Origin of the sequence: Actinomycetospora chibensis (assembly GCF_028737215.1) — a bacterium.
In the GTDB taxonomy this organism is placed as follows: Bacteria; Actinomycetota; Actinomycetes; order Mycobacteriales; family Pseudonocardiaceae; genus Actinomycetospora; species Actinomycetospora chibensis.
Genome location: NZ_JAQZAM010000006.1, coordinates 315,260 through 341,070, shown reverse-complemented (window position 1 = coordinate 341,070; position 25,811 = coordinate 315,260). Strand labels below are relative to the sequence as shown.

Below are 25,811 nucleotides of genomic sequence, written 5' to 3'. Positions count from 1 at the left end.
GGACCCGGCCCCGAGCATCAATCGCACGGTCCTGCGCGTGTCGTGGTCGAAAGGGACGGTCACGTCGTAGATCTTCACCGTGACCTCAAGCGACCCCTCGGGCCGTAGTATCGGACGCCGAGAAGGCGGCGGCCGGACGTCCGCCATGGTGTTCCCCGGGGAGAGGGCGAAGTGCCCGCGCGCCCTCGTCGTCGCCACCGTTGATTCTGTCAGCAGCCCGTGAGCGCTACCCCCGTATCAAGGAAGTGCCTGTGGGTCACGCCGGGCCTCGTGGCAACCCCCAGCGAGCAGGAGCACTCTCCGTGATCAGCACCCGCGGTGGATGCCCCCGCCGGGCAGTCCTGGTCGATGGCCTCGACAGAATGCCTTTCGTCAGCGGGTCCGCTACCGGTTCCGCCGGGGATGTGTCTAGAGCGGCGTGGGGGAGACATGGCACGAGTGCGACGCCGAACGCGGTCGTCGGCCAAGAGGACGTCTGCGCCCAGAGTGGCGGGCCGAACGCGGAGCGGGTTGCGTCAACCTGCGAGGTCTCGATGGCGCCGTTTGATTAGCGCCGTAAGGAATGGGTGGCGAGGCATCAAGGCCAATCCCGCCGCCACCGCTGCGTTAGCAACCGGGTTTGCAGCAATCATAAGTGCGTTGGCCGCGACCGCAGCCTTGCGGTACACCGCTGCTCAGCTCCAGGCCACAGAGCGTCAGATCGCTGTGGCCGAGCAGGGGCAGGCTACCGACCGATTCACCCGGGCAGTTGCCCAGCTCGGGGACCAGGCTATGGACGTGCGACTGGGTGGCATATACGGGTTTGCGCGGCTTGCTCAGGACTCCCCGCGCGATCAGGCGGCCATAGTGGAGGTCCTCGGCTCGTACATCCGCGACCGCCTACCTTCGGTCGGAACACCCGAGTGCGCCCCGGCAGCACCGCCGAGTTTCCTCATGCCGGAAGACCTGACGACGGCTATGTACGTGATGAGTCGCCGCGACAGAAGGTCGGATGATGGGGCTAGGGTAATCCTCGATGGTCTCTGCCACCCTCCAGTTTGGGAGGGTGCGGACTTGCGCGGGTTCTCCTTCAACAGCGCCAACCTTGTTGGCGCAAAATTCCTCCGGACTGACCTCACTAGAGGAGAGTTCGACTTCGCCAACCTCACCAACGCCAACCTCATCCGCGCCGACCTCACCCGCGCGGTCCTCCGGGGCGCGGTCCTCAGAGGCGCGGACCTCAGAGGCGCGGACCTCAAAGCTGCGCTCCTCATTGGCGCGGACCTCAGTGGCGCGAACCTCACGGACGCGGACCTCACTGATGCGGACCTCACGGGCGCGAACCTCACGGGCGCGAACCTCACGGGCGCGGACCTCACGGGCGCGGACCTGCCGCCCCCGTGAATTTGCAAGCGAGGGCGGCCCGGACCGCCTACCGGAGCGACACGACCCCAGCCTCCGGCCCGGTCGCACCCTCAGCCGCACTCCATCTCCGGAAGAGCCGGAAAAGTTGGAATCAGATAGCTAGGAGCGATCCCAAGATTCGCGCTGATGCTTAGAGGGAGGGGCGCATCTACGAGTTATGCGCCCTCTTGGCTGGGCGCCTCCACTGGCTGCGCGCGTGCAAGCCTCACATGCACGTCTACGCCGGATTTCGCTGTTGGCTCAGCGCGCACGTCGAGGTTGACCTCCCGCTGGCTCGGCGACGCTTGGTCAACCCTGACAACTACCGACCAGGTGTCGCCGTGCCCGTGAACATCTTCGTGTACTGCCGCGCTAACAATGTCGATGTTGGAGCCGAACATTACAGCAGCGGTAGACGAGGCAATGGTCTCCGCCTCCTGTTTGTGAAGTTGCACTCCAGTCTCTTCTGATGCTTGAGCTCTTCTCGCGACTCTGCCGGCCAAGTTCTTGATTAAGTCGTACGCCGCGTTGCCGACTACCCCACTCGCTACCGCTGTCGCTAAGAATTGAGCGACGTCGAGCCACTCAGCGACACCCGCGCTAGCTGTGTACCCAACTCGCAACAAGGTCCCTTCAGCGGCAAGGGTTGTCGTGGGAGTGGCACCGTCTATCGGGATTCTTCTGCGCTCACCAGCCCTGTTAACTTCTTCAATCGTAACTAGGGGGAGGCCGTGAGATGCGCCCTCGTAGTGCTCTCGTAGAAGCTCCTCGATGACTTCCTGGACGGTCGAGTCACGTGTCAGTGCACAAAGACGGAACCGACGCATGTCCGGGCCCTCAACGTGGAGGACTGGTTCCCGTACTTCGGTGCGGGGTGTTCCATCGTGCTCTGAAGTGGTGCCGTTGGCGTCTCGTTCTTCCACGAGCTGAGCGTGCCGTAGGCGACGTCTCCTCAACAACTGCCGATTGGAAGCGGGACGGTCGCTACCCCGCACCCCAGGCGACTCGAGGAGAGGTGATAGGGCAGGACTCTCCGCCACCACCACCGACCTCACCGTTACATCGGTGACCGCGCCCGGCGGTGCGGGTCGAGGCCTGGCCCGGGTTCGGTGTTCAGTCGTTCACCGGGTCCTGGCCGACTACGATGTCGTCGCCGGCCTGGCCCCACCGACACCGATACCGCAGGACGGCGAGCCCGCCACGACCGCGACGCCCTCACGAACGCTGGTCGGTACGGCATGAGAGGCGCAGGTGCACGATCTTGGGCACCATCGGCCGCGGGGCCAGCGAGGCGTCGAGTGCGGCGGGCTGGAAGCGGTCGCCCACGCCGGCCTCGCCGAACTCAAGGATCGCTACCGCCGCCCCCATCAGCGCCGACGCCAGCTGTCGGACGCCGTGTAGCAGGCGGCCACACCACCGAAGCCGGTGTCACGCCCGGGCCCTATCTCCGACGGCCCCCGAACCCAGTCACGGCCCGCCGCGCTGCCGAATTGACCTCTCATCAGTCAAGGCGGCGCCTCCGGCGCCGCGCCGGCCAGGGCCCTCGGCCCTGGCCTCCCACTCCGTTCCGGCGGGCCGGGGCCAGGCCGGCGGGGGCTTGTGGGGCGACGGCCTTACGATGATCGGTAAGCGGTACGTGGAGGGGGACCTGGTGGACGCCGCCGGTTGGCTTGTTCTTGCTGGCGGCGCGGGCCAGCTCCTCGGCGTGATCGTCACGGTAGCTGGAGCGCTCGAGACCTGGAACCGCTTCCGACCGGGTGAGGCGATCCTCGGCCCTGTGGTGGAGCGTCTCGTTCGTGCGCGCAAGCGAGCGGCCGCCTGGTTCCGGGCGTTGGTTCGGAAGCCGAAGACGCAGCATGTGCACGGTGTGGGTGTGACCGACTCGCTCTCAGTCGTCGGCACGGCTCGCGCACGCAAGGGCTACAGAGACCTTCCGACTGATCTCGAGTCGTCCGACGCGCTGGCAGAGCTGGACCAGAGGACGCATGAACTCTTGAAGAGAGTTCAGGACTGCGACGAGAAGCACTCCGACGAGACCAGGCGCCTTGCCGACGAAATCCAGAGTCTCCGGGGGGACGTCGCATCGAGCCTTTCTGCTCAGGAGATGAAAACCACGGAGGCGGCAGCAGGAGGCGTACGGGTCCTTCTGGCTGGCTTATCGGCCACCGGCCTAGGTGTCATCGTGCAGACCGTCGGCTCACTTCTTCCCTAGTTCAGACTTGCGTTCCGACGAGCTGCAACCTCGGTGAGGCACGCTTGAACGAGCACCACCAATGCCTCGGGAGTGCAGTCCTCTTCGTTCTCGACATACTCGATCGGGCCATCCGAGACATCGTCGTCGCGGTAGTATCCGACACCCCAGCCGACCTGTGCCGACCTGGTCCAGGGGAGCTCTTCCCCCGCATCGGTCGCGAGCAGGTGCCCACGTTCCAGCCGAACCTCGATGGCGGCGCACATCCCCCCGGTCTGAGTGAATGCCGCACGATGCCCAGCTTTCTCGAGCGCGCTGAGTACGTCACGGTACGACTCTGCTCCTCGAGCCATTTCTGCTTCGTAATCCGCGCGGGAGAACACGTACCTATTATATCCGAAGGCGGCTGACAGAGCCACTAGTCCGGGACAGGCGAAGGGCTGATTCCCGCGAGGACCTGATCGGCGCACGAGGCAACGTCGGCGCGTATGGCGCACTCCCAGACTCTGACAACTGTCCAACCGTGATCCTCCGCTATGGCAGTGGACCGCCGGTCTCTTTCTGTGTTGCGTTGGAACTTCTCGGCCCAGGCTCTCGAGTTCGGCCCGTTGAAGGTGCGTTTGCTCGTGTGCACCGGGCAGGAATGCCAGTAGTCGCCATCAACGAAGACCGCAAGACCATATTTGGGAAGCACCAGATCGGGCGTGCAGCCCACGGCGATGCGGCGGTGCAGGCGGAATCGCGCTCCTTTCCGATGGAGCGCGCGGCGGAGCTCTAGCTCGGGCTCCGTGTTTGTCTTCCGCCGGCCGGCAAGATGTCGTCCCGCGGTCGTCGTGACCCAGCCGCTCGGCTTCCGCTCGGTCAGCGGTGCATCGCCTCGATCACTTGCTGAGCAAGGTCCGGCGGCACAGAGTTCCCCATCTGTGCCTGGGCGGAGTTGCGACTCCCGACCAGCTCGAACTCTTGAGGGAACGTGAACAGCGCCTTGAGTTCCGGCACGCGGAGCCGACGGTTCTTCCAGTGAAATGGGCCGACGTAGGGCCCTGGTTGAGCCTGGATTGTTGGTGACGGCTTCCCTCGGTCAAGCTTAAGCAGGAACGACCAGTACTTCTTCCGCCACTCGAACTCTGGCGAGGGGTGGTTTCGCTTGGCTGTGTAGAACAGGTAATTGTCGCCCTCTGGAATGTCGGGGAGGAGGTGCCCGTAGCGACCTGCGACTGTCTCTCCGGGCTCCGGCTCGGACACAACAGAAGAGAGGGCCTCACCGGCGGTGCGGTAAGGACTTCCTTCGAGTCCGCTTCTCCTGCGCTCCCATGCGCCACCGTGCGTCGGCGCCGGGTGAACAGGTAGAGGCTTGTCCTTGTGTCGTCCGATGACGAACAGCCTGGGCCGTGCTTGTGGAACGCCGTAATCGGCTGCGTTCAGCACCTTGGACACTGGCACATAGCCGGCCTCGCCGATCTCCTGCATCAGCCGGTCGTAGTGAGGCTTACTTGCCTTGTTGTTATAGGTCAGCGCGTAGACATTCTCCAGAACAAACATGTCAGGCTGGAGGTCTCGAAGGACTCGCGTGTATTCCTGAAGAAGGCTTGCGTTCGGGTCCTTCCCGGCGCGCTTCCAATCGAGCCAGAACCCTGACTTTGAGAAGGGCGTGCAAGGAGGTCCACCGATAAGGAGTTCGGGTCGCTCGTGCGAGGCGAGACCCGACGCAGCTAGAATCTGCTCCGAGCTGACCTGCAAGATGTCTTCTTGAATCACGGGGGACGCGAGAGTCGAGAAGTTCTTCTCAAGCGTCGCCGCAGCGTCTCGATCGATCTCGACTGACGCTCGCACGGAGTAGCCAGCTTTCTCAGCGCCGAGGTCGAGACCGCCCGCACCCGAGAACAACGAGATCGCGATTCCTCGACTCCCCATGCAGGTCAGTATCGCACACACGTGCCCTGTCCCGGTGGTCCTGTCAACTCGACACGCCGAGCGGCCCCAAAGCGTCGATGAGATTCGTCGACCAGCTGGCGTCAACGCGCTGCATCGACCGCAGCTTGTGTGGATGTTGGTCGCTTCGAGGGAGATCGCTGGTCCGGTGGAACCGGAACGACCACGAGTCGGTCGCTGAGAAGAGGCAGGCGGCAACAACGTCGAACTGATCCGGCGAGTACAGCCGGCTCGACGGGTCGCCCTTTGAGGCTCGAGTCTTCTGCACTTCAACTGCGAAGTCGCCGTTCGCGTACGGGTTGGGGCTGGCGTTCTTGCATTCGACGAGAATAGTTCGTCCTCCAGGTAGCGTAACCCGAAGATCGGGTTGGCCGTCCTCGTCAAGACTTTCTATGCGCTCGATTCCTAGGTATGCTGCCAGCTGCTTCTCTAAGTGGGACTCAGCGACACCTCCCTTGACCGCTACCTCAAGGCGGTTGCGCCGGCTGATGATCTCTAGAATTTCGCGATAGTCCAGATCGAACTTCTTCTCGAGCATGTGAAGCTCTGGTTCCTTGAGACCGCTTCCGACAGGCTCGCCGGCGGCTCGTGCTGCGGCGTGGCGTAGCGACTGATCAAGGCCAAGATCAGTGGCATACCGCTCGAGCTTCACGTAGTCGAGGAGGCGCGATGGATCGAAAGCGATAAGCGTCTCGAGCTGCGTATCGGACCGTGGTGCGGTCCGCACCTGCCCGGGACTATTCTTCCGCTCCCAGACGTGCCAACTGTGCTCGGCAGCTACAGCTAGTTCGTAGTTCTTGGCGTAGAACGAGATGCCCATCGGCAGTGGGTCGTAGAGCTTGGGGTCCAAGCCTAGGAATATCTCACCCTCGACGTAGACGCCAAGAACGACTGTCACGTCGACGCTGGCCACATCGAATGCGACCGGATGATTTGTGTCCGGATGGAAGTTCTTCTCGCTGCCAAGCCTAATCTGCCCGCGTACTTCGTTGGTGGGCCGCTTATTCACCAAGGTGTCGGTCATGGTGAACGGGTAGACCAGGAAGCCAAGGCGCTCGTTGGAGGAGGCTTCCACTCCAACATACAGCGGAGCCCGGTCGCGCCGACTGTGGTAGAGGAGCCGTCCCCCGGAGCGTTCGACAGCGTCGAGCACCAGGTCGTAGACGTGGTTGCGACGCTGGACGGGGTAGACCTGCTCGACGTAGGACCGACCTGCGAGCACCCGCGAACAGTAGAGGCCCGCCTACGGCTCGCCAGCGCCAGGCCGTCTCCAGGCCGTCCGACGTCGGGTAGGGGCAGGGAACCGTGAGAAGCGTTGAGCAGCCCGGCCGAGGTCAGCGTGGGTGTGCCTGCCGTTGGCGCACGTCGGGCTCGGGACCCGACAGATCTACGACATCTTCGAGGGCACCGAGCAGATCCAGCAGCTCGTCATCGCCCGCGCCATCAGCGGCCGGCACATCGCCTGAGCACCGTCGCGCCCCGGCGCCCGTGTCGGCGCCGGGGCGCTCAGGGCTCGCCGAGGCGCCAGTGGCCTCGCGGTCGCGGGATCGCGACCGAGTGGTGGCGCGCGATCCGCACGTCCGCGGCGTACTCGCCGGCGCCGATCAGGGCGTGGCGCCGCCGCTCGGCCTCGTGGTGGGCCGCCGACAGCCCGTAGGGCCCGTACGCATCGCGGAACCGGCCGGTGCGGTCGACCACCACCACGAGGTACTCGCTCGTGTCGCGTCGCTCACCGTCGGTGCGGTGTGCCTGTCCGTCCATCCACTCCCCCCGGAGCACGACCACGGTCGGGGTGGACGAACGTCCAGCGTGGCCCGGCCGTGGACCGCACGGCCGCCGGTCGTGCGGTCCGTGCGGATGACGGAGGACAGGGAGTCGACGGGGCAAGGTCGGAGGAACGTGTCGCTCCTCCGGCTGCGCCGGGCTGTCATCCGTCTCGCTGCGTGGCCAGGCTATCGGACGACCGGGGAGCGTGACGCGGCCGGACCACCCGGACAGGTGGTCCGGCCCAGGTCGACGGCTCAGGGTCGACGGCTCAGACGCTCTCCTCGATGGGCGCGCCGGTGGCGGCCTTCTGGACCGACTCGCAGCCCTTCTTGGCCGCGGCCTTGGTCTCGTAGGCCTCGCCGGAGGCGACGATCTGGCCGTTGCTGGCCTTGAGACGGAACCGGAACTTGCCGGCCTTGTCCTCGTACACCTCGAACTTGCCCGCCATGACGGTCCTCCGCTCGGTGCTGAACGTGCTGGTCGGCGGCGGACGTTAGCGCGAACGGACCGGGTGCGGGCGCACCCGTCCGGGCGAGCCGTCTCCGCCATTCGGGACAGCGCCAGCGGCGACCGCGCGCACGCCGACGGGGGTCAGCGCCGACCCGACACCAGCGACACCAGCGCCCGGCCCGTCCCGGCGAGCAGCGCTCCGGTGACCGCGGCCCAGTCGAAGTAGTCAGGCCAGAGCGTGATCACGCCGTCGTGCACCTCGAACGTGCCGCACACCCAGAACGAGGTGCGCAGCCGGCCGATCTCGATGGTGTCGGTCCGCTCGGTGAGCACGACCGGCCCGTCCGCGACCACGCGGTGGTTCTCCGCGCGGAAGCCGGTGGCGCGGCTCGTGAGCAGGCCGAGCACGCGGCGGGTGGCGTCGCGCCCGCGTGCCGGGGGCAGCGAGACGTTCTCGTAGACGACGTCGGGGTGCAGGCGGGCGCAGGCGGCGTCGACGTCGAGGCGCTCGAGGTCGGCGAGGAAGGCGCGGACGACCCGCGCCGGATCGGTCTCGGCGGGTGCGGTCATGGCGTCATCCTGCGCTCCGGGGCGTGGTGAGCCCGCCCACGGGGAACCGCGGACAGGAGCGGGCGGGCCGACCGCCCCGACGAGGGGATGATCCGCGATGCCGGTCGACAGCGACGCGCCGCTCACCGAGGCCCTCGGCACGGACTTCTTCTCCGTGCGCCGGCGCTTCGACGACGCGCAGTGGGAGACGTTCATGGCGGTCCGCCGCTACGTCGACCGCGTGGTGTCCCCGGCCGCGCCCGCGGCGTGGGACGCCGCGGAGATGCCGTGGGAAGTCATCCGCAGGATGCCCGAGCTGCAGATCGTCGGCGACGACATCGAGGGCTACGGGTGCCCGGGGCACGACCCGCTGACCTGCGGCCTGGTGGCCATGGAGCTCGCTCGCGGCGACGGCAGCCTCGCGACGTTCCACGCCGTGCAGTCCGGGCTCGCCATGAAGTCGATCGCGATGCTGGGCTCCGAGGAGCAGAAGCAGGAGTTCCTGCCCGCGATGGCCCGCCTCGACCTCGTCGGCGCCTTCGGCCTCACCGAGCCCGAGCACGGGTCCGACTCGGTGTCGCTGGAGACCACGGCGCGCCGGGACGGCGACGACTGGATCCTCGACGGGCGCAAGCGCTGGATCGGCAACGGCAGCATCGCCGGGCGCACGGTCGTCTGGGCCCGGGACACCGAGACCAACACCGTCCTCGGCTTCCTCGTCGACACCACGACGCCCGGCTACGAGGGCACCGTGATCCCGCGCAAGGGCTCGATGCGCTCGGTGTGGCAGGCCGACGTCAGCCTCGACGGGGTGCGGGTGCCCGAGCGCGACCGGCTGCCGGGGGCGGAGAGCTTCAAGGACACGGGGCGCGTCCTGGCCACCACCCGCGGCACGTGCGCGTGGATGGCGCTCGGACACGCGACCGCCGGCTACGACGCCGCGCTGCGCTACGTCCTGGAGCGCAAGCAGTTCGGGCGCCCGCTCGCCGCGAACCAGATCATCCAGGACAAGCTCGTGAAGATGCTCGCGGAGCTGACCGGGATGCAGCTCTACTGCATGCAGATCGCGCAGCTCGCCGAGGACGACGACCTCGCGCCCACCATCGCCGGGCTCGCCAAGATGAACAACACCCGCAAGGCCCGGTGGATCCTCGCCGAGGCGCGCGACATGCTCGGCGGCAACGGGATCCTGCTCGACAACCACGTCGTGCGGCACATGGCCGACATCGAGTCGATCCACACCTTCGAGGGCACCGAGACCATCCAGACCCTCATCGTCGGGCGCGAGATCACGGGCCACAGCGCCTTCACGTGATCGGGGCCGTCACCCGACCCGGGTGACCGCAGGCTCGAGGCGCACGGGCAGCTCCGCGTAGCCGCGCAGGATGCGCGTCGGACGGCGACGCGCGGGACCGGCCGGCGTGAGGTGGGGGTGGCGTTCGAAGAGGGCGCGCAGCGCGACCTCGCCCTCCATGCGCGCGAGCTGCGCACCGAGGCAGAAGTGCGGCCCGCTGGAGAACGCGAGGTGCTCCTTCGCGTTCGGCCGCGCGACGTCGAACGTGGCCGGGTCGGCGAAGACGTGCGGGTCGCGGTTGGCGCCCGCGAGCACCGTCACCACCAGGTCGCCCTCGGCCACGGCCGTGCCGGCGACCTCGGTGTCGCGCTTCGCCCGGCGGGCCGTGCGCTCGACGGGCGGGTCGAAGCGCAGGATCTCGTCGACGGCGTTCGGCCACAGGTCGGGCTCCGCGACGAGCCGTTCGCGCTGCTCGGGGTGGGCGAAGAGCTGCGCGGTGCCGTTGCCGATGAGGTTCACCGTCGTCTCGAACCCGGCGGCGAGCACGAGCAGCGCGGTGGACACCAGCTCCTGTTCCGACAGGCCCGCGCCGTCGTCGTCGACCTCGCCGACGAGGCTCGAGAGCAGGTCGTCCCCGGGCTCGCGCCGTAGCCGGCGCAGGTGCTCGCGCATCCAGTCGTTCAGCGCGGCGAGGTTGGCCTCCATGCTCGCGTGCGCCCGCCGGGTCAGGCCCATGTCGAGCGAGGTGGCCGCGCCGTCGCCCCAGCTCAGGAACTGCTCGCGCATCGCGAGGGGCACCCCGAGCATCTCGCTGATCACGGTGACCGGCAGCAGGCTCGCGTAGTGCGCGACGAGGTCCACGGTGTGGCCGTCGCCGTCCCGGGCGGCCCGGTCCATGTCGTCGAGGAGCTCCTGGGCGACCTCGGTGGTGCGCTCGCGCAGCGCCGCCACGCGGCGCGCGGTGAAGGCCCGGTTGACGAGCTTGCGGTAACGCGGGTGGTCCGGCGCATCGACCGCGAGCATCGAGGGCGGCTCGATCGGGCCCGGGTTCCGCGGCGGGCCGGCCAGGGCGAGCGCCGCCCGCGCCGGCGCGGGAACGACCTGGGTGGGGTGGGTGACGCCGAAGTCGTCGCTGCGCAGCACCGCCGTCGAGGCGTCGTGGTGGACGGTGAGCCGGGCGAACGCGCCGGGCGCGAAGGGGTACGACGAGCGCAGAGCCTCGTAGTGCGGGAACGGGTCGGCCTGCATCACCGGGTCGAGCAGCAGGCGGGCGTCCGGGTTGCCGGCGCGCACCTGGCGGCGGATCGCCGCGCGCATGAGCCCGTGGGTGGCGCCCCACCGCAGCGTCGTCCCGAACGAGGAGGACGCGACGGACGAGGCGACGGACCGGCCGACCGACGCGGCGACGGACGAGGGCAGCGACGACAGGGCCACGGGGGCCTCCCGGTGTCGGATCGGTACATGGACGTACCAGGGTGCGTCGAAACCATACTCGGAGTATGTGTTCGTCGTCCAGACCCGTCGCGGGTACGTCCACGACCGTGCAGACGACCCTCCGCGCCACGGGACCGCTCCCCGCCGACCAGGCGTGGGAGCGCTACGCCGACCTCGACCGCTGGCCGCACTGGGCGCCCCAGATCTCCGGGGTGGCCGTCTCCGGGCCGGGACCGCGCCGGCTGCGTCCCGGGCTCGAGGGCACGGTGCGCGCGGCCGGGCTCGTGGGTGTCCCCTTCGAGGTCCTCGCCGTGGACGAGCAGGCCCGTACCTGGTCGTGGCGGGTCCGCGTCGGACCGGTCACGCTCACCCTCGACCACGGGATCGAGGACCTCGGCGCCGGCGGCACCCGCACCTGGCTGCGCACCACGGGCCCCGCCCTCGTCGTCCTGCCGTACTCCCCGGTGGCCTTCGTCGCGCTGCACGCGCTGCTGCTGGAGCGGTGACCGCGGTGACCGTGCGCCTGCTGATCACCAGCGACACCCACCTGCCCGTGCGCCGACCGACCCGACGGGTGCTGCCCGACCCCGTCTGGGAGGCCCTCGACGCCGCCGACGTGGTGGTGCACGCGGGCGACTGGATGGACCCCGAGCTGCTCGACGCGTTCGAGGAGCGGTCGGCGCGCCTGGTCGCCTGCTGGGGCAACAACGACGGCGAGGCGCTCCGCGCCCGGCTCCCGGAGACCGCGATCGCGGAGATCGGCGGGGTGCGCCTGGCGGTCACCCACGAGGCCGGCGCCGCCACGGGTCGCGAGCGCCGCTGCGACGCCCGGTTCGGGCCGGACGGCGACACCCCCGTCGACGTCCTCGTGTTCGGGCACAGCCACATCCCGTGGGACTCCACGACCCCCGGCGGGGTCCGGCTGCTCAACCCCGGCTCGCCCACCGAGCGCCGGCGTGAGCCCGCCTGCACCTACATGACGGCGGAGATCCGGGACGGCGCGCTGGCCGCCGTGCAGCGTCACGACCTCCCACCCGGGGGCGCCGGTCGGTCGTGAGAGCACTACCGTGCGTCATCAGTCACGGATGGGTGTCGTTGCGAGTGACGACGGTGCGGTCTCCCTCGATCGGGCCAACGTTGTGCGATGTTGCGGGATGTCGGGGCCCGGGACGGCCGAAGAACGTCCCCCTGGGTGAGCACGGTGGGTGATGGCCTTACCGTTTTCCGGGACCGTTGACCACAACGGTTCCGGCGAGGAGACGACCGACGGGAGGATCGCGCGTCGGCGGCGACCGCCCCTCGCGGGCCCGTGAGGGGCCGTGACGACGACGGGAGGCTCGTGACGACCGACCACTCGGTGTCGCGAGAATCGAGACGAAACGGCCGATGACCCTTCTTGCCGAGCGACCCCCGGATGAGGTCGACGAGTCCGAACTCGTCGTCGGCCGTCGCATCCAGGAGTTCTCCCAGCTCGCCGGGCCGATCCGCGAGCCCGACCCCGCCGAGGGCGCCTACCGGGTGGCCTACCGCGGGGTCGACGCCGTGCACGGTCGCGGTCGTGTCGCCCGGTCCCTGCTCGTCGCCGGTCTGAACTTCGCCTTCGAGGCCCTCTTCTTCCTCTGGCTGCTGCACCCCTCGCACCGGCCCCCGGTCTTCGGCTCGACCTTCGCGATCTACGCGAACTGGGTCGTCATCGGCTCGATCGGCCTCATGGAGCTCCTGCGGCTGATCAACGTCTTCTCGCTGTCGCTCGCGTCGGTGATCTCCCGCGACCCGGTGCCCGTCCCCCCGCGCCCGGACCAGCGCATCGCCTTCCTCACGACGATCGTGCCGAGCAAGGAACCCATCGACGTCGTGCGCGGCACGCTCCAGGCGGCGCTGCGCATCCAGTACGACGGGATCCTCGACGTCTGGATCCTGGACGAGGGCGACGACCCGGACGTCAAGGCGATGTGCCGCGAGCTGGGCGTCAACCACTTCACCCGCAAGGGGATCGAGAAGTACAACCAGCGCAAGGGCGCGTTCAAGGCGAAGACCAAGCACGGCAACTACAACGCCTGGGTGTCCGAGCACGGCGACTCGTACGAGGTCTTCCTCTCGGTCGACCCGGACCACGTGCCGCTGCCCAACTACGCCGAGCGGATCCTCGGCTACTTCCGCGACCCGGACGTCGCCTACGTCGTGGGCCCGCAGTGCTACGCCAACGACGAGACGTTCGTGACGCGTGCGGCGGAGTCGCAGCAGTTCCCGTTCCACTCGCTGATCCAGCGCGCGGCCAACCGCTACAACGCCGCGATGCTGGTCGGCACGAACAACGCCATCCGGATCAGCGCCCTGCGGGCCGTGGGCGGCCTCTCGGACTCGATCACCGAGGACATGGCCACCGGCCTGAAGTTCCACACCCGGCGCAACGCGGCGTCGGGGCGGCGGTGGAAGTCGGTCTACACCCCCGACGTGCTGGCGGTCGGCGAGGGACCGTCGTCCTGGGGCGACTTCTTCTCCCAGCAGATGCGCTGGTCGCGCGGCACCTTCGAGGTGCTACTCAAGGAGATGATCTTCCGGCTGCCCCGACTCTCGCCGGGCCGGGCGCTGCACTACATCCTGATCACGACGTTCTACCCGTCGATGGCCATCGGCTGGGTGCTCGGCGCGGTCAACGCCTGCCTCTTCCTGGCCCTGGGCGTCCAGGGCGTGGTCGTGCCGGTGCAGCTGTGGCTGGCGCTCTACATCGACGCGACGGCGTTCCAGCTCTGGGTCTACCTGCGCAACCGCCGCTACAACGTCAGCCCCTACGAGCCCGAGGGCTCCTCGGGCATCAAGGGCATGCTCATGTCGATCTTCGCGGCGCCGATCTTCGCGGCGTCCCTGATCGCCACGGTCCTGCGGCTGCCGGCCAAGTTCGTCGTCACGCCGAAGGGTCTGTCGTCGAGCGCCGACCACATCCTGACCTTCCGCCGGCACCTGCAGTGGGCGGCGCTGCTCATCGGCGCGATCGTGCTCGCGATCCTGCAGGGCTACGCCGCGCCCGCCGTGCTGCTGTGGCCCGCCGTGGCGCTGGCCGCCTGCCTCGCGCCGCCCGTGCTCTGCCTGGTCGAGCGCATCGTCGGGCGCCAGCCGGCCATCGACGCCGCACCGCCCGCCGTGCTGCCCGACGGCCGCTCGGGCATCACGACCGAGTCCCTCGAGCGCGCCGCGCTCGACGCCCTGCTCGCGGCCGGCAGCGCCACCCGCCGCTCGCCCCGTCCGGAGGCCGTGCCCGCGGGCGTCGGGGCGCGCGAGGCGGACCGCACCGGGGCCGTCCCCGAGGGCGACCTGCCCGCCGGCTGGGTCCGCACCGCCTCGCTCGCGGGTCGCGATCGCCGGGCCGGGGCCGACAGCGCCCCGAAGCCGGCCCCGCGCGACGGACGCCCGGAGCGCCCCACCCCGGAGAGCCGGCCCACCCCGGGCCGTCGCCACGCCCGCGACGACACCCCGGTCGTGGACCCGACGCCGTCTCCGGTGCCGCGGTCGCGGCCCACGCCGGGCCCGGCTCCCCAGCCCGGCCCGCAGGGCCAGCCCGGACCCCAGGGCCAGCCCGGCCAGCCGCCGCGGCCCGGACCCCACCCGGGTCCGAAGGCCCCCCAGGGTCCCCCGCGTCCCGCCGGCCCGCCGCCGGGGCCGTCCGCCGTCCCGCCGGGAGCACGTCCCCCCGGTGGCGCCCCGGGACCGCGTCCCCGGCCCACGCCCCGTCCGGCGCCCAGCCCGTTCCCGGCGCCGCCGGCCCGTCCGGGCGAGCGTCCCGCCGCCGAGCACGGCGGGCGCTACGTCGCCCCCGCCGCCGAGCACCAGGGTGCGGTCCAGCCCCCCGCGCCGCGCCCGAGCGAGACCCCGGTCGGCCGTCCGACCCCGCCGTCGCCGGCACCCCGTCCGGACGCGGCCCCGGGCCGTGGTCCCGAGCGGACCCCGCGCCCCGGCCCGCGTCGCGAGCGCCCGCCGATGCTGTTCTCCACCCCGGCGGAGCTCGAGGCCGAGGGGACCGAGGCCGTGATGCCGGTCTCGGTGGGGTCTAGCATCGGTAACGAAACAGCAAAGCGACACGACGGACGAGACGGTGGGAGCCGCGCGCCCGACACCGGCTCGGTCAATGCGCCGACGGTCGCCGTGCGCGTGGTGGCACTGGCCGCGGTGGCCGGTCCCGCCCGGCAGGACCCCGCAGGGGTGCCGCCGGACATCGAAGGGCGACGGACGGAGGCGAGTTGATCGAGCAGGGGCTGACCAGGCGGGTCAAGCGTTTCCTGCTCCTCGTCGTCGTCCCCGCGGTCATGCTCGGCGTGAACGTCCCGCCGGCCTGGGCGTGGATCTCCGAGCTCCGTCACCAGCAGCTGATCAACAGCCAGGAGTACAAGGAGCAGTTCGGCAAGTGGGACGTCGTCGACCTCCCCGACGACCAGAAGGTCAACGCGATCCACGCGGCGGTGCTCCCGACGGGGCGCATCCTCCTCATCGCCGGTTCCGGCAACAAGGAGGACATGTTCAACGCGGGAACGTTCAAGAGCCTCGTCTACGACCCCGCCACCGGACGGAGCCGCGTCGTCCCCACGCCCGACGACATGTTCTGCGCCGGCCACACGTTCCTGGGCAACGGCAACCTGCTCATCGCGGGCGGCACCCAGCGCTACGAGCGCCTCGACGGCGCGGTGGTCAACGCCGCGGGCGGCGTGACGGTCAAGAACGAGGACCCGGACGCGGCGCCGCGCACGTTCCCCGCCGGCACGGAGTTCCGGTCGCCCGAGGGGCTCGTCTACCGCGCCGGCCACTCGTTCACGGTGCAGCCGGCGAACAAGGTCGCGACGCGACGCGGCGCGACGGTCACTGCCAGCGAGACCATCGTCTTCGCCGAGGCCGTGGCGCCCGGCCCGCAGTACGTCGCCGTCGGTCCCAAGCAGTACTCGGTCAACGGCCTCACCCCCGCCGAGGGGCAGAACATCTACGCCCTCGGCCAGGCGATGACCATGGAGAAGCAGGACTACCAGGGCATCGAGGAGACCTACGAGTTCAACCCGTTCACGGAGTCCTACGAGCGCGTCGGGGACATGTTCTTCAAGCGCTGGTACCCGACGCTCACGCCGCTCGCGGACGGCAGCGTCATCGCGGTCTCGGGCCTCGACGGCACCGGCGAGATCCTCAACGGGCAGAACGAGATCTACGACCCCGCCACCCGGCGCTGGACCGAGCGCAAGGACCTCACCCAGTACTTCCCGACCTACCCGGCGCTGTTCCAGACCGCGCGCGAGGACCAGCTGTTCTACTCCGGCGCGAACGCCGGGTACGGCTCGTCGGAGCTCGGCCGCGTCCCGGGCATGTGGAACCTCAAGAACAACATCTTCTCGCCGATCCCCGGCATGCGTGACCCCGACCTGCTGGAGACCGCGGGCTCGGCCTGGGTCGGTCCCGTGCAGGACCAGCGGATCGCCGTGGTCGGTGGTGGCGGCGTCGGCGAGAGCCCGCGGTCGAGCGCCCGGATCGACACGATCGACCTCAAGAGCCCGAACCCGACGTGGACGCCGGGGCCGATGCTGCCCGAAGGCACGCGCTACCCGAACCTGACGACGCTGCCGGACGACTCGCTGCTGATCAGCAACGGGTCGCGCGACTACCGCGGCAAGGGCGACTCGAACAACCACAACGCGCGCCTCTACCGGCCGCAGACCAACACCCTCGACTACGCCGCGGACCCCCAGGTGGGCAGGAACTACCACTCGGCGTCGATGCTGCTGCCCGACGGCCGCGTCATGGTCGTCGGCTCGGACCCGCTGTTCGACGACGCCGCGGGCACCATCCCGGGCACGTTCGAGCAGCGCATCGAGATCTACACGCCGCCGTACCTCTTCCGCGGCCCGCAACCGACGGTCGGCGAGGCCCCCACGACGCTCGCGCTCGGGCGCACCGCCGAGGTCCCGACGCCCGACGCCGCGCGCATCACCAGCGCCCGTCTCATGGCACCCATGGCGTCGACGCACGTCACCGACGTCGGGCAGCGCTCCATCGCGCTGGACATGACGAAGACGGACACCGGCGTCTCGGTGACCATGCCGGAGGACCGCACGATCGCGCCTGCGGGCCGCTACATGCTCTTCCTCGTGGACGACCGCGGCGTGCCGTCACAGGCGCGCTGGATCGAGGTACCGGAGGCCGGTCCGGCGGCCGCATCGTGACCTCCGTCGCCCGCTCCTGGGGGCCCGGCGACCTCGACGGCCATGATCCGGGCCCCTGCTCGGGTGACAGCCGGGTGAGCGGCCGCCCGGCCGCGGCGGGCGGCGCCTCCCCCCACACCGACGCCACGAGGTGGCCTGGGAGCCTGGGTCCGAATGGACGACACGCCCGGGGGTGGCACGACGGTGGCACGTGAGACGCACGGACGACGCGGTGGAGCGGAGGTGTCGAAGGTGCCGGAGGAGATGCCGGGGATGCCGGAAGCCGACACCCAGCCCATCCGGATCGAGCCGCCCGGTGCCGAGCCGCGCGGTGCCGAGCCGCGCAGTGTCGAGACGCGCGGTGTCGAGACCCGCGGTGCCGAGACCCGCGCTGCCGAGCGCCGCGGTGGCTCCCGCCGGCCGCGTCGCGGATGGCTCGTGGCAGGGGTGGCCGTCGTGACCGTCGTCGCCACGGCCCTCGGCGTCGCCGCCTGCAGCGGCGAGTCCGGTGAGGGAGGGTCCGAGGGCGGCTCGCCGGTGGCCCCGGCCGCGTCCGAGTTCTGGGTGGACCCGGGGTCCGCCGCGGCCCGCCAGATCGAGCAGTGGCGCTCCGAGGGGCGCACCGACGAGGCGGCGGCGCTGGAGAAGATCGCCCGCCAGCCCGTCGCGATCTGGCCCACCGGCGAGACCGGCGGCGTCGAGGGCGAGGTGGCCGGTGTGGTGTCGCAGGCCCGCGCGGCCGGCCGCACCCCGGTCCTCACGGCCTACAACATCCCCAACCGCGACTGCGGCCAGTACTCCAGCGGCGGCGCCGAGGACGAGGGCGCGTACCGCGAGTGGCTGGACGCCTTCGCCCGCGGTTTGGGCGGTACCCGGTCCGTCGTCGTCCTCGAGCCCGACGCCCTCCCCCAGACCCTCACGAACTGCGAGGGCCAGGGGGAGCAGCAGGGCCGCGAGGAGCTGCTGGCCGAGGCCGTCCGGAAGCTCACGAGCGCAGGCGGCGAGGTCTACATCGACGCCGGCAACCCGGGCTTCGTCACCGACATCGGCAAGCTCGCCGACGGGCTGCGCAAGTCGGGGGTCAACGACGCCGCCGGCTTCGCCCTGAACGTCGCGAACTTCATGGAGACCGACCAGGTCGAGGCGTACGGCAAGCGCGTCTCGGACGAGCTCGGCGGCACACGCTTCGTCATCGACACCAGCCGCAACGGCAACGGCACCTACAACGGGCCCGAGCAGCCGAGCTGGTGCAACCCGCCGGGCCGCGCGCTCGGCTCCCCGCCCACCCGCGACACCGGCAACCCTCAGGTGGCGGCGTTCCTGTGGGTCAAGGAGCCGGGCGACTCCGACGGCGACTGCCGCGGCGCCCCGGCGGCCGGCGACTTCTGGCCGCAGTACGCCCTCGACCTCGCCCGCAACACCCCCGGCGCCTGACCCCTTCGTGCGTGATCTTCCCTGCTACGGCCGAGAAGACCACGCACGGAGGACGTCAGTAGGCGTGGACGACGGCCGCCATGTCCTGCTCGCCGTGGCCGTCGGCCGAGGCGGCGGCGAGACGGTCGCGCACGGCGGTGGCCAGCGTGGTGTCCACGCCGGCCTCGCGGAGCGCCGCGGTGATCAGGTCGGTGTCCTTGATGACGCCGTCGAGCTCGAACGACGGCGTGTACTCGCCGTTGATCATGGCCTTGCCCTTGAGCTGCACGTACGGCGCGTTCACCGCGCCTCCGTCGACGGCGTCGAGGAACTGCTGCGGGTCGATCCCGAGCCCGCGGGCGAGGGCGATCGACTGCGCGATGCCGTTGATCATCACGCCGATCCAGGCGTTGATGGCGAGCTTGAGCCTGCTGGCGTCGCCGATCGTCTCGCTCACCCACTGGGTGCGTGAGCCGATCGCGTCGAAGACGGGCGCCACGGTGTCCCGCAGCGACGCCGGACCCGAGGCCAGCACCACCAGCTGACCGTTCTCGGCGGGCGCCCTGGTGCCGAGCATCGGGGTGTCGAGGTAGTCGACGCCGGCATCGCGCGCGAGGGCGGCGAGCCGGTCGGTGCCCTCGATGCCCACCGTGCTGGCCTGGACCCACACCGCGCCGTCGCGGAACCGCGGGAGGATCGGCTCGATCGTCTGCGCCACGGCGTCGGTGTCGAAGAGCATCGTGATGACGACGTCGGCGCCGGCGACCGCGTCGGCCGCCGTCTCCGCCACCCGCGCACCGTCGTCGGCGAGGGGCTTCGCCTTGTCGCTGCTGCGGTTCCAGACCGTGACCTCGAGGCCCTCGCGGAGCAGGCTGCGGGTCATCCCCGCGCCCATGATCCCGGTGCCGAGTACTGCGACCGTGGTGCTCATGGAGGCCGCCTACCCCCGCGGCTCGCGGCCCATGCCGAAGAACTCGGCGTTGGGTCGCAACGCGGTGAGGTGCGCGAGACGGTTGGACATCGCGAACAGGGCGGTGATCGCCCCGATGTCCCAGATCTCCTCGTCGGACAGGCCGGCGTCGCGGGCGTCGTCGAGGTCGTCCTCGCTGAGCGAGGCCGATTCGAGGGCGAGCGACAGCGCCAGGTCGACGATCGCGCGGCGGCGAGGGTCGAGCTCCGCGCCGTAGGGGTTGATCCCGACGTGGTCGGCGATCTCGGGCTCCTTGCTGCGGATGCGCAGGATCGCGCCGTGGACGACCACGCAGTAGGTGCAGTGGTTGGCGCCGGACGTCGCGACGATCACCAGCTCGCGCTCGGCCTTCGACAGCGGGGACTCCCGCTCCATGAGCGCGTCGTGGTAGTCGAGGAAGGCCCGCAGCTCCGCCGGCCGGTGGCCGAGGGCGCGGAAGATGTTGGGGACGAACCCCGAGCGCTCGGCGATGGCGCCGACGCGCTCGCGGAGGTCGTCGGGGAGCTCGTCGAGCTCGACGACGGGAAAGCGGCTGATGGACTCGGTCACCGCCGGACCGTAGGTCTCCGCCGCCTCGTCGGCCAGTGTCGGCGCGGCTCGGGTGTGGAGCGAGGGACGCCTCAGCTGCGTGGGACGCAGGGACGGTGACCCTCGTTCGATCCACCTATCTCGCCCGATGTGGAGCGAGGGACCCCTCGACTGCGTCGGACGCAGCGAGGGTGACCCTCGCTGCGGCCACGCTGCCTCAGCCCGGCGGGCGGAAGGTGATGCCGCAGCGCTGCTGGGTGACCTCCTGGATGCGGGTCACCGCGGGCTGGGCCTCGCGCTGGAGGCGCTCGAGGGTCGCGCGGTCGATGCGGGACGGGTCGCCGCCGGTGTCGGCGAGGGACGCCAGCGCCTGGTCGGTGAGCGACTGGACCGTGCGCCACTCGCCGGCGATCTCGGGCGGGGCGACGGCGACGAGGTCGGCGACCTGCTGGCGAGCGGCGGCCGAGGACGTCGGCACCCCGCCCTGGCCCGCGCCGGGTGCGGCCTGCTCGCCCTGCACCCGCGTGACGGTGTCGCAGTAGGGGCGCACGGCGGGGTCCGGCGTCGCGGGGGCCGCGGAGGTCGCGGCGGCCGGCGGGACCGCGCCGGGCTGCGGGGCGGCGCCACCGCACGCGGCGGCACCCAGCACGAGCCCGAGCCCGAGCACCGCGCCGGCACCGGCCCGCGCAGCCCTCCCGCGGCGTGTCCCAGCGCTCACGCCTCGCCCCTCTCGTCCCGGCCCGGCTCGTCCGTCCTGCTCGACGGCGCATGCTGGCAGGCCGTGCCCGTCCGGCGCGGACCGGGTGGTCGTCGGGCTCCGGACGATCAGTGGTGCGGGGCACTCCCGGGCGTCGGGGCGGGCGTGTCACAGTGACGCCCGTGGAGGTCCCCGACGAACACCGCGCTCTCGTGCGGCAGTGGTGCGCCCGTCGCGTCCCCGAGGCGCAGCGCGACTCGCTGCGCATCTCGTACACCGAGCGCGCCGGCCGGATCACGATCTCGGTCCGGCGGGCGCCGGTGTTCCCCGAGCTGGGCACCAACTGGACCACCGAGCCCCTCGCCCAGCTGCGCCTGGTGCCCGACGAGGACCGCTGGATCCTGCTCTGGCCGGACTCCAGCGGCCGCTGGCACCGCTACCCGGACGAGACGAAGGCCGGCTCGCCCGCGCCGCTCCTCGACATCATCGACGCCGATCCGACCGGCATCTTCTGGGGATGACGCATCGCTGGGCGGACGAGGTGGCCGCACGGGTCCGTGGCCACGACCGCGACGACCGCCGCGTCGCCGAGCGCCCGGACCTGCGCCGGGCGGCCGTCGCCGTCGTCGTCCTCGACGATCCGGAGCGCGGGCCGGGGGTGCTGCTCACCCGGCGCACCTCGAAGCTGCGCGACCACCCCGGCCAGTTCGCGCTGCCCGGCGGCTCGGTCGACCCCGGGGAGGACACCGTCACCGCGGCCCGGCGCGAGCTGGACGAGGAGCTCGGGCTCGCCCTCGGTCCCGACGCCGTCCTCGGGCTGCTCGACGACTACCCGACCCGCTCCGGCTTCGTGATCACCCCGGTGGTGATGGCCGCGCCCGGCGCGGTCGGCGACCTCGTGCCGTCGCCCGACGAGGTCTCCGAGCTCTTCCACATCACCTTCGACGAGCTCGACGTCGAGCCGCGCTACCTGACGATCGAGGAGTCCCCGCGGCCCGTGGTGCAGATGCCGCTCGTCGGCCACTACATCCACGCCCCCACCGGCGCCGTGCTGCTGCAGTTCCGCGAGGTCGCGCTGCACGGGCGCACCACGCGGGTCGACGGGCTCGAGCAGCCGGTGTTCGCCTGGCGCTGACGGGCTTGACCGTTAAGGCCACGTGACGCGTGCCCCGATACGGCGCACGGCGGCGTGGATCGTGGTTGTCTGGACAACGACCCCGATACGAGGATGCGTGAGCACACGTGTGCGGAATCGTCGCTGCCTACGGTTCGATCGATGCCGAGAAATGCGAGCGGATGCTCGCTCGAATCCACCACCGAGGACCTGACGACACCGGCCGGGTCCACCTCGAGAACGCGTGGCTCGGCCACCAGCGTCTCTCGATCATGGATGTGACGGGCGGCAAGCAGCCGATCGCCGACGACACGGACTCGGCCTACGTGGTCGGCAACGGCGAGATCTACAACCACGAGGACATCCGAGACGTGCTCTCGGAGGTCCGCTTCGCGACGGACTCCGACACGGAGTCGGCGTTCCGCCTGGTGCTCCGCGACGGCTCCGCCGCGCTGTACGAGGTGCGCGGCATGTTCGCGCTGGCCATGGCCCACACCGACGGGCGCGGCGCCGTGGCGCGCGACCCCATCGGCATCAAGCCCCTCTACTGGGCCCGCCTCGGCGAGACGACGATCTTCGCCAGCGAGCTGCGCGCCTTCGACCCCGAGGACCAGCCCTACGTCGAGGCCTTCCCGCCCGGACACGTCTGGACCCCGGGCATCGCCGGCCACGACATCGCCGAGGGCGCGATGGTCCGGTTCGCCGACGCGGTGCCGGTCGAGGTCCGTCCGGCCCGCCTCGCCCCGGACAAGCAGTGGACCGAGGAGGACCTCGGCCACATCCGCGACGTGCTCTCCGACTCGATCCGCCGCCACATGATGAGCGACGTCCCGGTGGGCGTGTTCCTCTCCGGCGGGCTCGACTCCGCCATCGTCGCGGCCATCGCCGCGAAGGTCGCGGAGGAGAAGGGCGAGCGCCTGCCGACCTTCGCCGTCGGCACCGAGGGCTCGGCCGACCTGCTGGCCGCCCGCGCGGTCGCCGAGTACCTGGGCACCGACCACCACGAGATCGTCCCCACCGCGGACGACCTCGAGGAGGCGCTCGACGAGGCCGTGACGGTCATCGAGCACTTCGACCCGGCGCTCGTGCGCTCCGCGGTGCCCAACCTGCTCCTGGCCCGCGAGGCCGTGAAGCACGTCAAGGTGGTGCTCACCGGGGAGGGCGCCGACGAGCTCTTCGCCGGCTACGAGTACGTGCACAGCGACGAGTTCTCGACGCCGGACACGCTGCAGGCCGAGCTGGTGCGCTCCATCGAGAGCCTCCACGAGCTCAACCTGCAGCGCTGCGACCGCGCCACGATGAACTACGGCCTCGAGGCGCGCGTGCCGTTCCTCGACGCCACGGTCATGCGCGAGATGCTCGCCCTGCCGGCGGAGTGGAAGCTCAAGATCCACGACCGCACCGAGAAGCACCTGCTGCGCGAGGCCTTCGACGGGATGGTGCCGTACGACATCATCTGGCGCGGCAAGGAGCAGTTCGGCGACGGCTCCGGCGCCGGCGACGTGCTCGCCAAGCTCGTCGAGAAGGAGAAGGCCAAGGAGGACGCGCAGGACGCGGAGACCCCGACGGTCGAGCACGGCTGGGAGCTGCGCAGCGACGAGGAGATCGCGTACTACCGGACCTGGCACCGGTCGTTCTCCGGCGTCCGCCCGAACGCGACCCTGGGCGCCTTCGCCACGGCGTAGCCGGTGAGCGGTTGTCGGTGTCCGGACACCGACAACCGCTCACACCCGCTGGTTGAGGATCGGACGGTCCCGGGTAATCGAGCGGCATGAGTGACGTCCCCGGTATCGAACTGAACAACGGCACGACCATCCCGCAGCTGGGCTTCGGCGTGTTCCAGATCGACCCGTCGGACACCGCGGAGACGGTGCGGGAGGCGCTGGACACCGGCTACCGCCACATCGACACCGCGCAGATGTACGGCAACGAGGCCGAGGTCGGCGAGGCCGTCGCCAAGTCGGACATCCCCCGCGACCAGCTGTGGATCACGACGAAGTGCAACAACTCGAACCACGGCTACGAGGACTCGCAGACCGCGCTCGACGAGAGCCTGCGCGCGATGGGGCTCGACTACGTCGACCTCTACCTCATCCACTGGCCGCTGCCGGGCAAGGACCTCTACGTCGACACGTGGAAGGGCCTGGAGCAGGCGAAGGCCGACGGGAAGACGCGCACGATCGGCGTCTCGAACTTCCAGCCGCACCACCTCGACCGGCTCCTCGAGGAGACCGAGACGGTGCCCGCGATCAACCAGATCGAGCTGCACCCGCACATGCAGCAGGCGGGCCTGCGCTCGTACCACGAGCGCCACGGCATCCGCACCGAGGCATGGAGCCCGATCGGCCAGGGCAAGGGCCTGCTCGACGCGCCCGAGTTCGCCGACATCGCGCAGGCACACGGCAAGTCCACCGCGCAGGTGGTGCTCCGCTGGCACATCCAGCTCGGCAACATCATCTTCCCGAAGTCGGTGACCCCGGAGCGCATCCGCGAGAACTTCGCGATCTTCGATTTCGAGCTCTCCGACGACGAGATGAACACGATCAACAACATGGAGAAGGCGGAGCGCCTGGGTCCCGACCCCGACGAGTTCGCCCGCTGAGCACCATCCGGGCTGCGCGCGGCCTCCCGCGCGCGCCCGGACGCCCCGCGGCCCGGTCACCGGCGAATGCCCCGCTCGCCGGTGCCCGGGCCGCGCCACGCGTGGGGGCCGGGTGCCAGCCTGGGGGCCACGCGACCTTCAACGTCAGGAAAGCCCCACGTCGCGCGAGGTGATCATGAGCTTCTCCAGGGATCTGCGCGCCGCGACGTCGACCACCTGGGACGCCGCGACCGGCCACCGGTTCGTCGCCGAGCTCTGGACGGGCACCGTCGAGGACGCCGTCCTCGCGCGCTACCTCGCCCAGGACGCCCTGTTCCTCGATCGGTTCGTCGCCCTGCTCGGCGCCGCCGTGGCCACCGCGGACGACACGCAGGCGCGCCTGGCGATCGCCCGCCAGCTCGGGCTCGTCGCGTCGGACGAGGACGACTACTTCGCGCGCGCCCTCGCGCGCCTCGGGGTCACGCCGCCGGTCGAGCCGCTCCCGCCCACGCAGGGTTTCCTCGACCTCATGGACGACGCCCGCCGGTCGGGTGCCTACGGCGTCGCGCTGACCGTCCTGCTCGTCGCCGAGTGGCTCTACCTCGACTGGGCCACCCGTCCGGACACCGCGCCGCCCGACTGGCTGCACCGCGAGTGGATCGACCTGCACCGCGGGCCCGGTTTCACGGCGTGGGTCGACCTCCTGCGCGCCGAGACCGACCGCGTCGCGGCCGGCGTCGACGACCTCGCCCGCGAACGCATGGGCGAGGTCTTCCGGCGCGCCGTCGACCTGGAGCTCGCGTTCTTCGACGCCGCCTACGGGGACCGCTAGGCCGCCGAGGGCCAGCGCTTGCGGAGCCGGCGCAGCTGCGCGTCGAGGTGCGGCCGGGCACGGCGCTGACCGCCCCGCTCGGCGATGGCGTCGGCCAGCGACACGAGCACCCGCTCCAGGCGGGCGGGATCGGGCGACCAGCCGCGTCGCTCGCACTCCTCGAGCCACTCCACCGCCCCGCGGTGCCCGCGCTCGCCGTTGCAGCGGCGGCAGGCGGCGACCTCGTTCTCCAGCCACGACGGCCCGCCCTTGACCTTGGGCACGACATGGTCGGTGGTGGCCGCGACGGTGCCGGTCAGGCGGCGCGCACACCAGAGGCAGGTGTCGCCGTCGCGCTCGCGCGCGGCGAGCAGACGCTCCCGTCGCCCCGGCTGCCGCATCGCCCTCCATGCTGCCACCGGGCGGCGGACATTGCGGTCTCGTGACGATCACGCCCCGCGCCCACGGTGTGCCCGTCCGGCGTGCTCGGATGCGCGGCGGGGGTCACCGCCGACCGAGAGGGC

The 25,811-nt window shown here is 70.7% G+C and carries 28 protein-coding genes; 14 read left to right on the top strand and 14 right to left on the bottom strand.

Features of this window, described 5'->3' with window-relative positions; translation table 11 throughout:
- Positions 1-771 precede the first annotated feature (771 nt).
- Complete coding sequence (locus PH189_RS30310; RefSeq protein ID WP_337994151.1) at positions 772-1,383, top strand: pentapeptide repeat-containing protein; 612 nt, start codon at positions 772-774, stop codon at positions 1,381-1,383.
- A 176-nt stretch (positions 1,384-1,559) separates the two neighbouring features.
- On the opposite strand, the gene PH189_RS12050 is transcribed toward PH189_RS30310, so the two are convergent.
- Both PH189_RS12050 and PH189_RS12045 read right to left on the bottom strand, forming a co-directional pair.
- Complete coding sequence (locus PH189_RS12050; RefSeq protein WP_274189024.1) at positions 1,560-2,306, bottom strand: hypothetical protein; 747 nt, start codon at positions 2,304-2,306, stop codon at positions 1,560-1,562.
- 292 nt (positions 2,307-2,598) lie between these two features.
- The gene (locus PH189_RS12045; protein ID WP_274189023.1) at positions 2,599-2,751 is read right to left on the bottom strand and encodes a hypothetical protein; all 153 of its coding nucleotides are present in this window, start codon (positions 2,749-2,751) and stop codon (positions 2,599-2,601) included.
- A 250-nt stretch (positions 2,752-3,001) separates the two neighbouring features.
- On the opposite strand from PH189_RS12045, the gene PH189_RS12040 reads away from it, so the two are divergent.
- A complete protein-coding gene (locus PH189_RS12040; protein ID WP_274189022.1) occupies positions 3,002-3,595 on the top strand; it encodes a hypothetical protein in 594 nt (197 codons plus the stop codon).
- Here PH189_RS12040 and PH189_RS12035 read toward each other — a convergent pair.
- Genes PH189_RS12035 through PH189_RS12025 form a run of 4 tightly spaced genes read right to left on the bottom strand, consistent with a single transcriptional unit; the run spans position 3,592 to position 6,728 of the window.
- Positions 3,592-3,957, bottom strand: coding sequence for a hypothetical protein (locus PH189_RS12035; protein WP_274189021.1), 366 nt, complete (start codon positions 3,955-3,957; stop codon positions 3,592-3,594). The two genes, PH189_RS12040 and PH189_RS12035, sit on opposite strands and share 4 nt — an antisense overlap.
- A gap of 35 nt (positions 3,958-3,992) precedes the next feature.
- Positions 3,993-4,439: a very short patch repair endonuclease gene (locus PH189_RS30470; protein ID WP_378015013.1), complete on the bottom strand. Its 447-nt coding sequence runs from the start codon at positions 4,437-4,439 to the stop codon at positions 3,993-3,995.
- Entirely contained in the window at positions 4,436-5,488 is a 1,053-nt protein-coding gene (locus tag PH189_RS12030) for a DNA cytosine methyltransferase (protein WP_274189020.1), read from the bottom strand. Before PH189_RS12030 ends, PH189_RS30470 begins: the two co-directional genes overlap by 4 nt.
- A 43-nt stretch (positions 5,489-5,531) precedes the next feature.
- Positions 5,532-6,728: a hypothetical protein gene (locus tag PH189_RS12025; RefSeq protein WP_274189019.1), complete on the bottom strand. Its 1,197-nt coding sequence runs from the start codon at positions 6,726-6,728 to the stop codon at positions 5,532-5,534.
- A 121-nt stretch (positions 6,729-6,849) separates the two neighbouring features.
- Between PH189_RS12025 and PH189_RS12020 the strand changes: the two genes are divergently transcribed.
- Complete coding sequence (locus PH189_RS12020; protein ID WP_274189018.1) at positions 6,850-6,972, top strand: hypothetical protein; 123 nt, start codon at positions 6,850-6,852, stop codon at positions 6,970-6,972.
- Positions 6,973-7,012: 40 nt separating this feature from the next.
- Here PH189_RS12020 and PH189_RS12015 read toward each other — a convergent pair whose 3' ends face one another.
- The 3 genes from PH189_RS12015 to PH189_RS12005 all read right to left on the bottom strand — a co-directional run bounded on the left by PH189_RS12015 (position 7,013) and on the right by PH189_RS12005 (position 8,293).
- The gene (locus PH189_RS12015; protein ID WP_274189017.1) at positions 7,013-7,267 is read right to left on the bottom strand and encodes a hypothetical protein; all 255 of its coding nucleotides are present in this window, start codon (positions 7,265-7,267) and stop codon (positions 7,013-7,015) included.
- Between the two features lie 274 nt (positions 7,268-7,541).
- Positions 7,542-7,721, bottom strand: a complete 180-nt coding sequence (locus tag PH189_RS12010) for a YegP family protein (RefSeq protein ID WP_274189016.1) — start codon at positions 7,719-7,721, stop codon at positions 7,542-7,544.
- A 143-nt stretch (positions 7,722-7,864) separates the two neighbouring features.
- Positions 7,865-8,293 carry a limonene-1,2-epoxide hydrolase family protein gene (locus PH189_RS12005; RefSeq protein WP_274189015.1) on the bottom strand — a complete coding sequence of 143 codons (429 nt, stop codon included), beginning with the start codon at positions 8,291-8,293 and terminating at the stop codon, positions 7,865-7,867.
- Between the two features lie 97 nt (positions 8,294-8,390).
- Between PH189_RS12005 and PH189_RS12000 the strand changes: the two genes are divergently transcribed.
- On the top strand, positions 8,391-9,587 hold the full coding sequence (locus PH189_RS12000; protein ID WP_274189014.1) for an acyl-CoA dehydrogenase family protein: 1,197 nt from the start codon (positions 8,391-8,393) through the stop codon (positions 9,585-9,587).
- A gap of 9 nt (positions 9,588-9,596) precedes the next feature.
- Here PH189_RS12000 and PH189_RS11995 read toward each other — a convergent pair whose 3' ends face one another.
- Positions 9,597-11,000 (bottom strand): cytochrome P450, encoded by a 1,404-nt coding sequence (locus PH189_RS11995; protein WP_274189013.1) that lies wholly within the window; start codon positions 10,998-11,000, stop codon positions 9,597-9,599.
- Positions 11,001-11,107: 107 nt separating this feature from the next.
- Here PH189_RS11995 and PH189_RS11990 point away from each other — a divergent pair, with 107 nt between their 5' ends.
- The 5 genes from PH189_RS11990 to PH189_RS11970 all read left to right on the top strand — a co-directional run bounded on the left by PH189_RS11990 (position 11,108) and on the right by PH189_RS11970 (position 18,607).
- On the top strand, positions 11,108-11,506 hold the full coding sequence (locus tag PH189_RS11990) for an SRPBCC family protein (protein ID WP_274189012.1): 399 nt from the start codon (positions 11,108-11,110) through the stop codon (positions 11,504-11,506).
- Between the two features lie 11 nt (positions 11,507-11,517).
- Positions 11,518-12,057 (top strand): metallophosphoesterase family protein, encoded by a 540-nt coding sequence (locus tag PH189_RS11985; RefSeq protein WP_274189050.1) that lies wholly within the window; start codon positions 11,518-11,520, stop codon positions 12,055-12,057.
- A 329-nt stretch (positions 12,058-12,386) separates the two neighbouring features.
- A complete protein-coding gene (locus PH189_RS11980) occupies positions 12,387-15,239 on the top strand; it encodes a glycosyltransferase family 2 protein (RefSeq protein WP_274189011.1) in 2,853 nt (950 codons plus the stop codon).
- Entirely contained in the window at positions 15,236-17,194 is a 1,959-nt protein-coding gene (gene glxA, locus PH189_RS11975) for a radical copper oxidase GlxA (protein WP_274189010.1), read from the top strand. Before PH189_RS11980 ends, glxA begins: the two co-directional genes overlap by 4 nt.
- Before the next feature lie 222 nt (positions 17,195-17,416).
- Complete coding sequence (locus PH189_RS11970) at positions 17,417-18,607, top strand: glycoside hydrolase family 6 protein (RefSeq protein WP_274189009.1); 1,191 nt, start codon at positions 17,417-17,419, stop codon at positions 18,605-18,607.
- Between the two features lie 55 nt (positions 18,608-18,662).
- Here PH189_RS11970 and PH189_RS11965 read toward each other — a convergent pair whose 3' ends face one another.
- The 3 genes from PH189_RS11965 to PH189_RS11955 form a co-directional block, all read right to left on the bottom strand.
- Positions 18,663-19,517, bottom strand: coding sequence for an NAD(P)-dependent oxidoreductase (locus PH189_RS11965; RefSeq protein ID WP_274189008.1), 855 nt, complete (start codon positions 19,515-19,517; stop codon positions 18,663-18,665).
- 9 nt (positions 19,518-19,526) lie between these two features.
- Positions 19,527-20,105 (bottom strand): peroxidase-related enzyme, encoded by a 579-nt coding sequence (locus PH189_RS11960; protein ID WP_274189007.1) that lies wholly within the window; start codon positions 20,103-20,105, stop codon positions 19,527-19,529.
- A 196-nt stretch (positions 20,106-20,301) separates the two neighbouring features.
- A complete protein-coding gene (locus PH189_RS11955; RefSeq protein WP_274189006.1) occupies positions 20,302-20,802 on the bottom strand; it encodes a hypothetical protein in 501 nt (166 codons plus the stop codon).
- A 161-nt stretch (positions 20,803-20,963) separates the two neighbouring features.
- On the opposite strand from PH189_RS11955, the gene PH189_RS11950 reads away from it, so the two are divergent.
- The 5 genes from PH189_RS11950 (at position 20,964) to PH189_RS11930 (ending at position 25,308) form a co-directional block, all read left to right on the top strand.
- Complete coding sequence (locus tag PH189_RS11950; protein WP_274189005.1) at positions 20,964-21,302, top strand: DUF3024 domain-containing protein; 339 nt, start codon at positions 20,964-20,966, stop codon at positions 21,300-21,302.
- Positions 21,299-21,916 (top strand): NUDIX hydrolase, encoded by a 618-nt coding sequence (locus tag PH189_RS11945; RefSeq protein WP_274189004.1) that lies wholly within the window; start codon positions 21,299-21,301, stop codon positions 21,914-21,916. The genes PH189_RS11950 and PH189_RS11945 overlap by 4 nt, the downstream gene beginning before the upstream one ends.
- Before the next feature lie 107 nt (positions 21,917-22,023).
- A complete protein-coding gene (gene asnB, locus PH189_RS11940) occupies positions 22,024-23,580 on the top strand; it encodes an asparagine synthase (glutamine-hydrolyzing) (RefSeq protein WP_274189003.1) in 1,557 nt (518 codons plus the stop codon).
- An 86-nt stretch (positions 23,581-23,666) separates the two neighbouring features.
- A complete protein-coding gene (locus PH189_RS11935; protein WP_274189002.1) occupies positions 23,667-24,497 on the top strand; it encodes an aldo/keto reductase in 831 nt (276 codons plus the stop codon).
- A gap of 175 nt (positions 24,498-24,672) precedes the next feature.
- Positions 24,673-25,308, top strand: a complete 636-nt coding sequence (locus PH189_RS11930) for a TenA family protein (RefSeq protein WP_274189001.1) — start codon at positions 24,673-24,675, stop codon at positions 25,306-25,308.
- Here PH189_RS11930 and PH189_RS11925 read toward each other — a convergent pair.
- On the bottom strand, positions 25,305-25,688 hold the full coding sequence (locus tag PH189_RS11925; protein ID WP_274189000.1) for an HNH endonuclease: 384 nt from the start codon (positions 25,686-25,688) through the stop codon (positions 25,305-25,307). The genes PH189_RS11930 and PH189_RS11925 overlap by 4 nt on opposite strands.
- Positions 25,689-25,811 lie beyond the last annotated feature (123 nt).

What these genes read in the sequence shown, in the direction of transcription:
- PH189_RS12010 (WP_274189016.1), bottom strand. Translation starts at nt 7,721, where the DNA reads ATGGCGGGCAAGTTCGAGGTGTACGAGGACAAGGCCGGCAAGTTCCGG.
- PH189_RS11925 (WP_274189000.1), bottom strand. Translation starts at nt 25,688, where the DNA reads ATGCGGCAGCCGGGGCGACGGGAGCGTCTGCTCGCCGCGCGCGAGCGC.
- PH189_RS12005 (WP_274189015.1), bottom strand. Translation starts at nt 8,293, where the DNA reads ATGACCGCACCCGCCGAGACCGATCCGGCGCGGGTCGTCCGCGCCTTC.
- PH189_RS11965 (WP_274189008.1), bottom strand. Translation starts at nt 19,517, where the DNA reads ATGAGCACCACGGTCGCAGTACTCGGCACCGGGATCATGGGCGCGGGG.
- PH189_RS30310 (WP_337994151.1), top strand. Translation starts at nt 772, where the DNA reads ATGGACGTGCGACTGGGTGGCATATACGGGTTTGCGCGGCTTGCTCAG.
- PH189_RS12000 (WP_274189014.1), top strand. Translation starts at nt 8,391, where the DNA reads ATGCCGGTCGACAGCGACGCGCCGCTCACCGAGGCCCTCGGCACGGAC.
- PH189_RS11980 (WP_274189011.1), top strand. Translation starts at nt 12,387, where the DNA reads ATGACCCTTCTTGCCGAGCGACCCCCGGATGAGGTCGACGAGTCCGAA.
- PH189_RS12015 (WP_274189017.1), bottom strand. Translation starts at nt 7,267, where the DNA reads ATGGACGGACAGGCACACCGCACCGACGGTGAGCGACGCGACACGAGC.
- PH189_RS11945 (WP_274189004.1), top strand. Translation starts at nt 21,299, where the DNA reads ATGACGCATCGCTGGGCGGACGAGGTGGCCGCACGGGTCCGTGGCCAC.
- PH189_RS11930 (WP_274189001.1), top strand. Translation starts at nt 24,673, where the DNA reads ATGAGCTTCTCCAGGGATCTGCGCGCCGCGACGTCGACCACCTGGGAC.
- PH189_RS11935 (WP_274189002.1), top strand. Translation starts at nt 23,667, where the DNA reads ATGAGTGACGTCCCCGGTATCGAACTGAACAACGGCACGACCATCCCG.
- PH189_RS12045 (WP_274189023.1), bottom strand. Translation starts at nt 2,751, where the DNA reads ATGGGGGCGGCGGTAGCGATCCTTGAGTTCGGCGAGGCCGGCGTGGGC.
- PH189_RS12030 (WP_274189020.1), bottom strand. Translation starts at nt 5,488, where the DNA reads ATGGGGAGTCGAGGAATCGCGATCTCGTTGTTCTCGGGTGCGGGCGGT.
- PH189_RS12040 (WP_274189022.1), top strand. Translation starts at nt 3,002, where the DNA reads ATGATCGGTAAGCGGTACGTGGAGGGGGACCTGGTGGACGCCGCCGGT.